The organism is Pseudomonas sp. GZD-222, assembly GCF_049310525.1.
Classification (GTDB): Bacteria; Pseudomonadota; Gammaproteobacteria; order Pseudomonadales; family Pseudomonadaceae; genus Aquipseudomonas.
In genome coordinates, this window is record NZ_JBMOWO010000122.1 from 63,953 (window position 1) to 75,463 (window position 11,511).

The 11,511-nt window shown below is 59.8% G+C and carries 13 protein-coding genes; 4 read left to right on the plus strand and 9 right to left on the minus strand.

Annotated features, from left to right (window positions below; all coding sequences use genetic code 11):
• The first annotated feature begins 104 nt into the window (after positions 1 to 104).
• Entirely contained in the window at positions 105 to 527 is a 423-nt protein-coding gene (locus ACO6VD_RS23600) for an OsmC family protein (RefSeq protein WP_327439026.1), read from the plus strand.
• A 29-nt stretch (positions 528 to 556) separates the two neighbouring features.
• Here ACO6VD_RS23600 and ACO6VD_RS23605 read toward each other — a convergent pair whose 3' ends face one another.
• The 7 genes from ACO6VD_RS23605 to hemJ form a co-directional block, all read right to left on the minus strand.
• Complete coding sequence (locus ACO6VD_RS23605; RefSeq protein ID WP_422422385.1) at positions 557 to 994, minus strand: hypothetical protein; 438 nt, start codon at positions 992 to 994, stop codon at positions 557 to 559.
• On the minus strand, positions 991 to 2,031 hold the full coding sequence (locus ACO6VD_RS23610) for a DUF2157 domain-containing protein (RefSeq protein ID WP_422422386.1): 1,041 nt from the start codon (positions 2,029 to 2,031) through the stop codon (positions 991 to 993). Before ACO6VD_RS23610 ends, ACO6VD_RS23605 begins: the two co-directional genes overlap by 4 nt.
• Before the next feature lie 8 nt (positions 2,032 to 2,039).
• Entirely contained in the window at positions 2,040 to 2,687 is a 648-nt protein-coding gene (gene coq7, locus ACO6VD_RS23615) for a 2-polyprenyl-3-methyl-6-methoxy-1,4-benzoquinone monooxygenase (RefSeq protein ID WP_400170991.1), read from the minus strand.
• Between the two features lie 65 nt (positions 2,688 to 2,752).
• The gene (locus ACO6VD_RS23620) at positions 2,753 to 3,091 is read right to left on the minus strand and encodes a histidine triad nucleotide-binding protein (RefSeq protein ID WP_045180357.1); all 339 of its coding nucleotides are present in this window, start codon (positions 3,089 to 3,091) and stop codon (positions 2,753 to 2,755) included.
• Positions 3,092 to 3,162: 71 nt separating this feature from the next.
• Positions 3,163 to 3,936 carry an SDR family NAD(P)-dependent oxidoreductase gene (locus ACO6VD_RS23625; protein ID WP_422422387.1) on the minus strand — a complete coding sequence of 258 codons (774 nt, stop codon included), beginning with the start codon at positions 3,934 to 3,936 and terminating at the stop codon, positions 3,163 to 3,165.
• Between the two features lie 46 nt (positions 3,937 to 3,982).
• Entirely contained in the window at positions 3,983 to 4,939 is a 957-nt protein-coding gene (locus tag ACO6VD_RS23630) for an NAD(P)H-dependent flavin oxidoreductase (protein WP_422422388.1), read from the minus strand.
• 33 nt (positions 4,940 to 4,972) lie between these two features.
• On the minus strand, positions 4,973 to 5,398 hold the full coding sequence (gene hemJ / locus ACO6VD_RS23635) for a protoporphyrinogen oxidase HemJ (RefSeq protein WP_422422389.1): 426 nt from the start codon (positions 5,396 to 5,398) through the stop codon (positions 4,973 to 4,975).
• 142 nt (positions 5,399 to 5,540) lie between these two features.
• Between hemJ and argC the strand changes: the two genes are divergently transcribed.
• Positions 5,541 to 6,575: an N-acetyl-gamma-glutamyl-phosphate reductase gene (argC, locus tag ACO6VD_RS23640; RefSeq protein WP_422422390.1), complete on the plus strand. Its 1,035-nt coding sequence runs from the start codon at positions 5,541 to 5,543 to the stop codon at positions 6,573 to 6,575.
• Positions 6,576 to 6,732: 157 nt separating this feature from the next.
• Complete coding sequence (erpA, locus tag ACO6VD_RS23645; RefSeq protein WP_028942121.1) at positions 6,733 to 7,083, plus strand: iron-sulfur cluster insertion protein ErpA; 351 nt, start codon at positions 6,733 to 6,735, stop codon at positions 7,081 to 7,083.
• Between the two features lie 60 nt (positions 7,084 to 7,143).
• Here erpA and ACO6VD_RS23650 read toward each other — a convergent pair whose 3' ends face one another.
• Both ACO6VD_RS23650 and ACO6VD_RS23655 read right to left on the minus strand, forming a co-directional pair.
• Entirely contained in the window at positions 7,144 to 8,235 is a 1,092-nt protein-coding gene (locus ACO6VD_RS23650) for an anhydro-N-acetylmuramic acid kinase (protein ID WP_422422391.1), read from the minus strand.
• Positions 8,236 to 8,238: 3 nt separating this feature from the next.
• A complete protein-coding gene (locus ACO6VD_RS23655; protein WP_422422392.1) occupies positions 8,239 to 9,666 on the minus strand; it encodes a peptidoglycan DD-metalloendopeptidase family protein in 1,428 nt (475 codons plus the stop codon).
• A 209-nt stretch (positions 9,667 to 9,875) separates the two neighbouring features.
• Here ACO6VD_RS23655 and tyrS point away from each other — a divergent pair, with 209 nt between their 5' ends.
• Entirely contained in the window at positions 9,876 to 11,075 is a 1,200-nt protein-coding gene (tyrS, locus tag ACO6VD_RS23660; RefSeq protein ID WP_400170984.1) for a tyrosine--tRNA ligase, read from the plus strand.
• The last annotated feature ends 436 nt before the right edge of the window (positions 11,076 to 11,511 follow it).

Genomic DNA, 11,511 nt, shown 5'->3' on the forward strand with positions numbered 1-11,511 from the left:
ACACTTGTTCTTGTATCGGCAGAATTAGCCGCACGCTTGAGCTTTTCCGCCAGCCCTTCAGGGTCTAAGCTGGCAGCCTTTTTTCAAGCAAGGGAGTCCGGATGATGAAGGCGCGTATCCAGTGGGCAGGTGAAGCCATGTTTCTCGGCGAATCGGGTAGTGGCCATGTTGTGGTCATGGACGGTCCTCCCGAGGCCGGCGGGCGCAACCTGGGTGTGCGGCCCATGGAAATGCTCTTGCTGGGTCTGGGCGGCTGCAGCAACTTCGATGTAGTCAGCATTCTGAAAAAATCCCGCCAGGCGGTGGAAAGCTGCGAAGCCTTCCTCGAGGCCGAACGCGCCGGCGAGGATCCGAAGGTGTTTACCAAGATCCACCTGAACTTCGTGGTCAAGGGCCGCGGGCTCAAGGACGCTCAGGTCAAGCGTGCCGTAGAGCTGTCGGCTGAGAAGTACTGTTCGGCGTCGATCATGCTCGGCCGGGCGGGTGTTGAAATCACCCACAGCTACGAGATCGTCGAGCTCGGTTGAAATAAAAAGGGGCCTGTAAGGGCCCCTTTTCATGCTGCCTGGCGTGATCCGGGCCAATACTCCAGTGCCATGAGCAGAGCCAACCCGGGAACCAGCGCCAGCAGCAACCATGGCAGGTTAAAGCCCAGTAACCCGAGAATCTCCGTGCTGCTCCAGGTATTGCCGAAGGTTTCAGCGAACAGCAGGCACTGCAGCAGCGCGGGCATTGTGGCAAGCAGCACAAAGGCGCTGCCGAGCAATCGACGCCTGTGGATAAAACAGCCGAGCAGCAGGAACAGCAACTGTCCTGGTACTGTGAACAGCAGTAGCTCAATCGTGCTGTCGCTGCCAGGATCAATCAGGCTGGGTAGTTTCAGGCTGAACGAAGATTGGGTGATCTCGGCGGTCATCAAACAGACGAACAGATAAGCAATCAGTACCAAGCCCAGACTTTGCAGCAACCGCAGGGTAAACAGGTGAGCCCTCAACGGCGCAGTCCTGGCAGCATCTGCACCAGACGATCAGGTATCTGCGCGCGAAGTCGTGCACTCAGATCTTCACGGTGCTTCTGGTACAGCACGCCCAGGCCGATCACACCCAGGCCGATCAAGGTCAGCACCACCGGGAACAACAGGGACTCGGCGAACACTTCGTACGACAGGTAACCCAGGTACGCTGCCACGCCCATGGCCCCGAAGACCATGAACAGCGGCCTGCGCAACAGTACTGCGAGCCCCATCAGGCCCAGGTTGATCAGGCAATAGAGCGCTTTGTTCAGCTCGCTGTCGCTCTCCATCAGACTCAACCCTAGCCAGAACGCCAACAGCCCGGCCAGATAACCCCAGAAGGCATAGTCCTGCTCGGTGCGACCATCAACCAGCAGAAACACCAGAAGCACCGCCAGGCCGAACCACAGTGACACGGTGAGGCGCTGGTCCCAGTTGAAGGTGTCACCGTAGAACCATTCGCTGAGGTCCATGGACATGAACCACAGCGCTCCGGCGATTGGCATGACGATGAACGGGAAGGGGATCAGACGCAGCATCAGCAGGCCAGCAACCACGGTTGCCGCTTCCATCAGCAACCAGCCGCCCTGCACGTAGGTGTAGTAGTTGTGGTACTTGCTTTGATCGTCGTCCAGCGGCCAGAAACCGGTAAGGCGTTCTACCGCGAATACCGCCAGCGGCACGATGCTCACCGCAACCGCGCCCAGCACGCCGGCGGGAATGATATGGCCGCGGTGCTGCATGAGCAGGCCGACCAGAGTAAGGCCACCGATGTACGCCAGGGCAATGAGCAGCAGTGCGCTGTCGCCAATGCGCATCCACGCTTCGCTGAGCAACCAGCCCATGGCGGCCATGATCAGCAATGCACCGAAATAGAAGGCGACGTGGGCCAGCTGGAAACTGGCCCGGGTCTCTGGCTGGCGCTTGAGGAACTCAAGCAGGGCCTGATCCTGGCCCGGATTCAGAACGCCTGCGCTGACAGCGCGGGCCAGGTCCTTGGCATCGAAGCGTTCTGTCATGGCAGATCCTAGATACGATAAGTGCTCTTGGTCATGACCTTGGCCATCAGGCTCATGCCAAAGCGCACGGGGGCAGGGAAGCGGAAGCCGCCAGCCTCCAGGGCCGATTCGGCGTGCTGTTCTTCGTCGACGCGCATCTGTTCCAGAATAGCCCGGGATTTTTCATCCTCGGCAGGAATCTGTTCCAGGTGCTCGTCCAGATGTTTGCACACCTGATGTTCGGTGGCGGCGACGAAACCCAGGCTGACCTTGTCGCTTACCAGGCCAGCTAGCGCACCAATGCCAAACGACATGCCGTAGAACAGCGGGTTGAGTACGCTTGGGTGGCTGCCAAGCTGGCGGATACGCTGTTCGCACCAGGCCAGGTGATCGATTTCTTCTTCGGCAGCATGCTCCATGGCCTTGCGCACTTGTGGCAGCTTGGCGGTCAGCGCCTGACCCTGATAGAGCGCTTGGGCGCAGACCTCACCGGTATGGTTGATACGCATCAGTCCGGCCACGTGGCGGGTCTGGGTATCGTCCAGGGTGACATCCGGCTGGATGATGGCCGGCGACGGGCGGGCGGGTTGGCCGCTGAAGGGCAGCAAGGTGCGCATGGCGGTATCGGCCTGCAACAACAAGCGGTCGAGCGGCGAATAGTGACGTTCGGTAGCCATCGGGCACCTCCGCAAGAATGTGCCCGACAGTTTACCGCAATCGAGATCTTCGGGCTTGCCCTGGATCAGCCCGGCGGCCAGTGCATCTGACGCTGGCCAAGGACGTGCATATGGATGTGGTAGACCGTCTGGCCACCCAGTTCATTGCAGTTCATGACTACGCGGAAACCTTCTTCACAGCCCAGTTCCTTGGCCAGACGCTGGGCAGTGAACAGGATGTGTCCTGCCAGGCCCTTGTCTTCTTCGGTCAGGTCATTGAGTGTGCGGATGGGCTTTTTCGGAATGACCAGAAAATGCACCGGTGCCTGTGGGGCGATATCGTGGAAGGCCAGAACCTGGTCGTCCTCGTAGATGATCTTGGCCGGGATTTCCCGGTTGATGATCTTGGTGAACAGAGTTTCCACTACGGTTGCTCCATGTGAGGGATCGGGCCTGAGTGTACTCAGGCTGGGTGTTGGCGCCCAGCGCCGCGTAGTCAGCGCGGGCAATAGGCCTGGTTAATGGCGCCTGCCAGCTTGCGCGTGATCCAGCGCGACAAGATTCGCGGGATGAATGCCAGCCAGCGATTGCGCCGGCCTGGAATGATCAACGCACGGTTCTTGTCCAGCGCGCGAACGGTGTACAGCGCCACTTCCTCGGAGCTCAGGCAGCGTTGGCCCTTTTCCAGGCGAGGGATGTTGCGCAGCGGCGAGCGAACCGGGCCCGGGCACAGGACCGAGACCTTGATGCCGGTGCGTTTGAGTTCTTCGCGCAGCCCTTCGGAGAAGTGCAGGACATAGGCCTTGCTCGCTGCATAACTGCTCATCCAGGGACCGGGAGCGAACGCTGCTAGGGATGCGACATTGAGAATCTGCCCGCCACCCTGGACGGCCATGGCATTGCCCAGGGCGTGGCAAAGACGGGTGAGGGCGAGGATGTTCACCTCGATCAGGTCCTGCTCGTCACCCCACTCCTGGGCCAGGAACGGCCCGTAGGTGCGAATGCCTGCGCAATTGACCAGCAGATCGATGTGTCGCTCGCTTTCTTCCAGCTCCAGCAGGAACCCGGACAGACGCAGGGGTTCACCCAGGTCGCAGGCGCGAAACAGCACTTCGACACCGAAGCGCTGAGTCAACTCGATGGCGATACTTTCCAGAGGATCTCGTTGGCGGGCCACCAGGATCAGATTGCGTCCCCGACGTGCCAGTGCCTCGGCCAGTGCCAGGCCCAGGCCACTGGAGGCACCGGTGATCATGGCGTAACGGGTCATGCAGTTCTCCAGTCGGGAAGTAGCCAAAGCGTTCAGTTTACAGCAGTCACCCCGGCCAGCGCTGGCTCAGGGTTGCTGCCGAGCCTTGCGCCTGACGATACTCAGCATCAAGGCGGGCAACCAGTTGCTCAACAGAGCTAAGTGCATCGATGGCGCCGACACCTTGCCCCGCAGACCAGACGGTCTTCCAGGCCTTGGCCTCGTCATCAATGGGTTTGAGCTTGGTTTCGGTGTGGCTGCGCAGCGCGGCCATGTCGAATCCGGCGTTCTCCAGGCTCTGACGCATGAAACTGGCAGGCACCCCGGAAACCGCAGCGGTGTGGATGATATCGGCTGCCTTGGCCTGGAGCATCATTTCTTTGTAGGGGCCTGGAGCGTGGCTTTCGTGAGTGGCGATAAAGCGCGTACCCAGATAGGCCAGGTCAGCGCCGAGCAACTGCGCGGCGAGGATTTCATGGCCGCGGTTGATACAACCGGCCAGCAGTAGGGTTTTGTCGAAGAACTGGCGAATCTCGGCAATCAGCGCGAAAGGGCTCCAGGTGCCGGCATGGCCGCCAGCGCCCGCGGCGACGGCAATCAGACCATCGACCCCGGCTTCGGCGGCTTTCTCGGCATGTCGGCGGGTGGTCACGTCATGGAACACCAGACCACCATAACTATGCACGGCATCAACCAGTTCCTTCACCGCACCGAGGCTGGTGATGACGATGGGTACCTTGTGTTCGACGCACAACGCCAGGTCTGCCTGCAGGCGTGGATTGCTCTGATGCACGATCAGGTTGACGGCGTAGGGTGCCGGATTGTCCAACGCGGCCAGGCCAGTTTCGATTTCTTCGAGCCAGGCCTTGAAGCCGTTACTGTCGCGTTGATTCAGCGCCGGGAAACTACCGACGACTCCGTTAGCGCAACAGGCCAGTACCAGTTGCGGGTTGGAGATCAGAAACATCGGTGCCGCAACCACCGGCAGACGCAAACGTTGGTCGAGCAGGGCAGGCAAAGACATGGCAGATTTCCCGAGGCTGAGTGAAGGTTTAGGTTAGAACGGTTTGACCACCACCAGAATTACAATGGCCAGCAGAATCAGCACTGGCACTTCGTTGAACCAACGGTAGAACACGTGACTGCGGGTGTTTTCACCGCGGGCGAAGCGCTTGAGCTGGGCGCCGCACATGTGGTGGTAGCCGATCAGCAAGATGACCAGCGTGAGCTTGGCGTGCATCCAGCCTTGGCTAAGGAAGCCCGGGGTCAGGCTCATCAGCCAGACGCCGAAGACCAGGGTGGCGATCATCGACGGGAGCATGATGCCGCGGTACAGCTTGCGCTCCATGGTGACGAAGCGCTCCTGGCTGATACTGTCCTGGCTTTGTGCGTGATAGACAAACAGGCGGGGCAGGTAGAACAGCCCGGCAAACCAGCAGACCACGCTGACGATATGCAGCGCTTTGATCCAGAGAAAAAGCATGGAGTTGAGTTCCTTCAGGGTTCACGGTCGTCAGATAGTAGTGGCTAGGCGCCTGGTGGGCCATCTCAACAGTTGTGGGGGTGTTTCAGGCCCCCTATTATCGTGGGCTTTCCTGTAGGTTCGTTGATAAGGGGCACGCGTTATGGTCAAGGTCGGTATCGTTGGCGGCACGGGTTACACCGGGGTAGAGCTGCTGCGTCTGTTGGCACAGCATCCACAGGCTGAGGTGGCGGTCATTACTTCGCGCTCCGAAGCCGGCCTGGCGGTTGCCGATATGTACCCGAACCTGCGTGGTCATTACGACGGCCTGGCGTTCAGCGTGCCAGACGTGAAAACCCTGGCTGCCTGCGACGTGGTCTTCTTCGCTACGCCTCACGGTGTCGCCCATGCGCTGGCGGGTGAACTGCTGGCGGCAGGCACCAAGGTGATCGACCTGTCTGCGGACTTCCGTCTGCAGGATGCCGATGAGTGGGCTAAATGGTACGGTCAGCCGCACGGTGCGCCGGAGCTGCTCAAGGATGCGGTCTACGGCTTGCCCGAGGTAAATCGCGAGCAGATTCGCCAGGCACGCCTGATCGCCGTACCGGGTTGCTACCCCACTGCAACCCAGCTGGGTTTCCTGCCACTGCTGGAGGCCGGTATCGCCGATACCTCGCGCCTGATCGCCGATTGCAAGTCGGGCGTCAGTGGTGCCGGGCGCGGTGCGGCCGTGGGCTCGCTGTTCTGTGAGGCCGGCGAAAGCATGAAGGCCTATGCGGTCAAGGGACACCGTCACCTGCCGGAGATTACCCAGGGACTGCGCCGGGCCGCAGGCGGCGACGTTGGCCTGACCTTTGTTCCGCACCTGACGCCGATGATCCGCGGTATTCACTCCACCCTGTACGCAACCGTTGCTGATAGATCGGTCGACTTGCAGGCGCTGTTCGAAAAGCGTTATGCCGATGAGCCGTTCGTCGACGTAATGCCTGCCGGCAGCCACCCGGAAACCCGCAGCGTGCGCGGTGCCAACGTCTGCCGTATTGCCGTGCATCGGCCGCAGGATGGCGACCTAGTCGTCGTGCTGTCGGTCATCGACAACCTGGTCAAAGGCGCGTCGGGCCAGGCGGTACAGAACCTCAACATCCTTTTCGGGCTGGATGAGCGTATGGGTCTTTCGCATGCCGGCTTGTTGCCCTAAGCACAGCCGCTGAAACGGGCCCGCCTGGTGCGGGCCTTGTTGTTTCTGGCCGATGCACCGAGACGAAAGCCGCACAATTGTTGACCGATTTTCTCGGAGAAGCGGATAATGCGCACCATCACGCATTATGGCGGCATAGCGCCGGGAGATAGTCAGCATGAGCGTCGAATCCTTCACCCCTGTGGCTTTGCAGTTCACTGAGGGTGCAGCGCACAAGGTGAAGACCCTGGTCGATGAAGAAGGCAATGATCGCCTGAAGTTGCGAGTGTTCGTGACCGGCGGCGGTTGCTCGGGTTTTCAGTATGGTTTTACTTTCGATGAAGATGTCGCTGAAGACGACACCATCGTAGAACGCGAAGGCGTGGCCCTGGTGGTCGATCCGATGAGTTTTCAGTACCTGGCAGGAGCCGAAGTGGATTACCAGGAAGGTCTGGAAGGCTCGCGTTTTGTCATCAAGAACCCGAACGCCAGCACCACCTGTGGTTGCGGTTCGTCGTTCTCGATCTGATCGCTAGGTAGGTTGCACCGCAAACGCCGCGCTAATGCGCGGCGTTTTGCTGTGTGCAGATCAGGCGGGGTAAATCGCGCCAAGCACCCGCAGGCCGCGGGCACCGGTGACGCTGGGGCGATTGCCGGGAATGCCTTGCAGGCAGCAATGGGCGAGCCAGGCGAAGGCCATGGCCTCGACCCAGTCCGGGTCAATGCCGTGGGCTGCGGTGCTGCTGACACGGGCGCGAGGCAGTAGGGCGGCCAGGCGGCGCATCAATGTGCCGTTGTGGGCGCCACCGCCACAGACCAGCAGTGCCTGGGTGTCATCCTGGGCTGTCTGCAGGGAGCTGACGATGCTGTGGGCCGTGAGCTCGAGCAGGGTGGCCTGGACATCGGCATCGGCAATCGCCGGTTGTGTGGCCAGGTGGTGCAACAGCCAGGGCAGGTTGAAGACTTCACGACCTGTGCTTTTCGGGCCGGTGCCGGCAAAGAACGGGTCGCTGAGCAGGCTGGCGAGCAGGCCGGGATTCACCCTGCCGCTGGCGGCCCAGGTGCCGTTGCTGTCGTAGCTGTGGCCTTGCTTCTGGTGAATCCAGACATCGAGCAGCACGTTGCCCGGGCCGCAGTCGAAACCACTGACTGGCTTGTCCTGCTCGATCAGACTGAGGTTGCTGAACCCGCCTACGTTAAGGACTGCCAGGCGCTGGCCCTGGTGCTCGAACAGCGCTTCATGAAAGGCAGGGACCAGCGGTGCGCCCTGACCACCAGCCGCAACGTCGCGGCGACGGAAGTCGCCGACTACACAGATGCCGGTGAGCTCGGCGAGCAAGGCCGGGTTGCCGATCTGGACGGTGAACCCGCGGGCCGGTTCATGGCGAATGGTTTGCCCGTGACTGCCAATGGCTCGAATATCAGATGGTTTGAGGTTCTGGGCGACCAGCAGGTGTTCGATACCTTGAGCTGCCAGGCGGACCCATTGCGCTTCGGCCAGGGCGGCGCGGGCGATCTCGTCCGGGCCGCTGGCGCACAGCTCCAGCAGGTCCTGGCGCAAGGTGGCGGGCATGGGAATGTAGTGCGTCGCGAGCAGGCGGGTGTGCTCTTCCTGCTTAATCAAAGCGATGTCCAGGCCATCGAGGCTGGTCCCGGACATCACACCCAGATAAAGAGCCATTGCTTAGCGCTTGTTGGAAGCGAGCATGGTGGCTTTTTCCTGGTTCATGCGAGCTACCAGCGGCTGGCTCTGCTGCAGGAAGCGCTGGCGTTCGGCCTTGGCGATCGGGTCGGCCATGGGCAGCTTCTGCCCGAGCGGGTCGACGTGTACGCCGTTGACCTGGAACTCATAGTGCAGGTGCGGGCCAGTGGACAGGCCAGTGGTGCCGATATAACCGATGACCTGGCCCTGTTTGACGGAACCGCCGGTCTTCACGCCCTTGGCGAAGCCCTGCATGTGCCCGTACAGGGTCTGGTAGCGGTTGCCGTGCTGAATGATGACTGTGTTGCCGTAGCCACCGCGACGTCCGGCGAGCAACACTTTGCCGTCACCAGCAGCCTTGATCGGCGTACCGCGCGGCGCAGCGTAGTCGACACCTTTGTGGGCGCGGATCTTGTTCAGGATCGGGTGCTTGCGGCCGGCCGAGAAGCGCGAGCTGATGCGGGCGAAATCAACCGGAGTCCGGATGAAGGCCTTGCGCATGCTGTTGCCGTCAGCAGTGTAGTAGTTGGTATTGCCCTGCTTGTTGGTATAGCGGACCGCCGTGAACGTCTTGCCGCGGTTGGTGAAACGGGCAGAAAGAATGTTGCCGTTGCCAACCACCTTGCCATCCATGACCTTCTGCTCATAGATCACGTCGAACTCGTCGCCCTGGCGGATATCCTGGGCGAAGTCGATGTCGTAACCAAAGATCCGCGCCAGGTCCATGGTCATGCTGTGGGGAAGGCCGGCGCGCTGGCCGGATGCCGACAGCGAACTCTTGATCACACCATGGGCATAGGCCGAGCGCATGACCGGTTTGCTGATTTCGCGATTGAAGGCGTAACCGTTTGCGCTTTTGGTCAGGCGAATGGTTTCCAGGTTGCTGACCTTACTGTGCAGGCTGGCTAACTGACCATCCTTGTCCAGCTCGATCTGCAGTACCTGGCCGCTTTTAAGTTGGCTGAACTGCTTGGCTTGCTTGTTACTGGCCAGTACTTCATGGACGGCAGCGGCCGGTAGGCCGACCTTGGCGAACAGGGTCGACAGGGTGTCGCCACGGCCCACGGTGACTTCGCGGTGAGCAGGATCCTTGGCTGCTGCGACGGGTGCAGCGGGTGCCGGCGCAGGTTCGACCTTGGCGCTCTCCTCAGGCTGTGCGGCACTGTTGTCGATCTGTGCGAACGGGGAGCCGGTGGATGCTTCGGCAGTCTGCTCCAGTGCTGCGTCCGGTTCTTGCTTGAGCTGCTCGGCAGGGCTCTCCAGCTCAAGGTTCAGGGTGGTTTTTTTGGCCTCTACCTCGCTGGATGGAAACACCAGCAAGGCCAGGCTGAGTAAGGCGGCGATGCCGCTGGCGGCCAACAGATGGCTCTTCGGATAAAGCGGGGGCGCTTTAGGCGGTTCGTTGGTCATAGATGAATTGACTTTGAAATAGATGAATTGGAAAAGATGAATGACATGATGAAGATGAAATAACTGTATAAAATATAACCAAATCCCTTCTAGCGCAAGCGCGCAGACGTCATCAGTCGGCTACGGGGTCACATCCGGGGCAAAAACTTGTAATTGATGGCTGATCTTGTATGGTTGGGGCCCTTTGAATCTGAGCCTGCGGGTCTGTTATGAAGTCGGTTGAAGAGCAGCTAGCGCTGATCAAGCGTGGTGCGGAAGAGGTATTGGTAGAGTCCGAGTTGGTCGAGAAGCTCAAGCGCGGGCAGCCGCTGCGAATCAAGGCGGGTTTTGATCCGACCGCACCCGACCTGCACCTGGGACATACCGTCCTTATTAACAAGCTGCGCCAGTTCCAGGATCTGGGGCATCAGGTGATCTTCCTGATCGGCGACTTCACCGGCATGATCGGTGACCCGAGCGGCAAGAGCGCCACGCGTCCGCCGCTGACCCGCGAGCAGGTGCTGGATAACGCTGAGACCTATAAGCAGCAGGTATTCAAGATTCTCGATCCGGCCAAGACCGAGGTCGCATTCAACTCTACCTGGATGGATAAGCTGACACCGGCTGACTTCATTCGTCTGGCTTCGCAGTACACCGTGGCGCGCATGCTTGAGCGCGACGACTTTGACAAGCGTTACACCACCAATCAGCCGATTGCCATCCACGAGTTTCTCTACCCGTTGGTGCAAGGCTACGACTCGGTGGCGCTCAAGGCAGATGTCGAGCTGGGTGGTACCGATCAGAAGTTCAACCTGCTGATGGGGCGCGAGTTGCAGCGTTCCTATGGTCAGGAAGCGCAAAACATCGTGACCATGCCGCTGCTCGAAGGCCTCGATGGCATCAAGAAGATGTCCAAGTCGCTGGGTAACTATGTCGGCATCCAGGAAGCGCCGGGTGTGATGTACAGCAAGCTGGTATCGATCCCCGACACCCTGATGTGGCGTTACTTCGAGCTGTTGAGCTTCCGTTCGATGGAAGAGATCGACGCGTTCCGTGCTGATGTGGATGCCGGTGCGAACCCGCGTGACATCAAGATCAAGCTGGCCGAAGAGATCGTTGCGCGCTTCCATGGTGAAGAGGCGGCGGCAAACGCTCATCGCGGCGCGGGCAACCGTATGAAGGAAGGCGAACTGCCGGAAGATCTGCCAGAGGTCGAAGTGTTGGCGAGCGAGGAGATGCCGATCTCTGCTGTCCTTAATAAGGCTGGCCTGGTGAAGAACTCTGCCGCTGCGCGTGACTTGCTTGCTGCCGGCAGTGTTCGGGTCGATGGTGAAGTGGTTGATCGCGGTTTTGTATTTGCCTTGGGTGCTACGCATGTTTGTCAGGCGGGCAAGAAGGCATTTGCACGTATTACGCTGAAGGCTGAGTAAGGCTACCTATATATAGAAAGAGTGGGGCGAAGGTTGTTTTGCAGTAGTTTGAAAATAACCCTTGACGCCCCTGTAGATCTCTCTATAATTCGCCCCACTTCCGGCGCAGTCGGAACGGAAAACTCCTTGAGAATCAACGAGTTAGATGTTCCAGGTAGTACCGGAGGGGCTTCGATCGAAAGACCGGCAGCGGTGAAAAAGGTGGTTGACAGCGGATTGAAACGCTGTAGAATTCGCCTCCCGCTGACGAGAGATCGCAGCGAGTTAAGCGGTTGAAGTTGAAAGAGAAATTCTGAAAAACTTCAAAATAAACGCTTGACAGACTCTGAGGAAAGCGTAGAATGCGCGCCTCGGTTGAAGCGAAAGACTTCAGCCACCGCTCTTTAACAATCGAATCAAGCAATTCGTGTGGGTGCTTGTGACTCAGACTGATAGT

What these genes read in the sequence shown, in the direction of transcription:
- ACO6VD_RS23600 (WP_327439026.1), top strand. Translation starts at nt 105, where the DNA reads ATGAAGGCGCGTATCCAGTGGGCAGGTGAAGCCATGTTTCTCGGCGAA.
- ACO6VD_RS23610 (WP_422422386.1), bottom strand. Translation starts at nt 2,031, where the DNA reads ATGACAGAACGCTTCGATGCCAAGGACCTGGCCCGCGCTGTCAGCGCA.
- coq7 (WP_400170991.1), bottom strand. Translation starts at nt 2,687, where the DNA reads ATGGCTACCGAACGTCACTATTCGCCGCTCGACCGCTTGTTGTTGCAG.
- ACO6VD_RS23625 (WP_422422387.1), bottom strand. Translation starts at nt 3,936, where the DNA reads ATGACCCGTTACGCCATGATCACCGGTGCCTCCAGTGGCCTGGGCCTG.
- ACO6VD_RS23630 (WP_422422388.1), bottom strand. Translation starts at nt 4,939, where the DNA reads ATGTCTTTGCCTGCCCTGCTCGACCAACGTTTGCGTCTGCCGGTGGTT.
- hemJ (WP_422422389.1), bottom strand. Translation starts at nt 5,398, where the DNA reads ATGCTTTTTCTCTGGATCAAAGCGCTGCATATCGTCAGCGTGGTCTGC.
- argC (WP_422422390.1), top strand. Translation starts at nt 5,541, where the DNA reads ATGGTCAAGGTCGGTATCGTTGGCGGCACGGGTTACACCGGGGTAGAG.
- erpA (WP_028942121.1), top strand. Translation starts at nt 6,733, where the DNA reads ATGAGCGTCGAATCCTTCACCCCTGTGGCTTTGCAGTTCACTGAGGGT.
- ACO6VD_RS23650 (WP_422422391.1), bottom strand. Translation starts at nt 8,235, where the DNA reads ATGGCTCTTTATCTGGGTGTGATGTCCGGGACCAGCCTCGATGGCCTG.
- ACO6VD_RS23655 (WP_422422392.1), bottom strand. Translation starts at nt 9,666, where the DNA reads ATGACCAACGAACCGCCTAAAGCGCCCCCGCTTTATCCGAAGAGCCAT.
- tyrS (WP_400170984.1), top strand. Translation starts at nt 9,876, where the DNA reads ATGAAGTCGGTTGAAGAGCAGCTAGCGCTGATCAAGCGTGGTGCGGAA.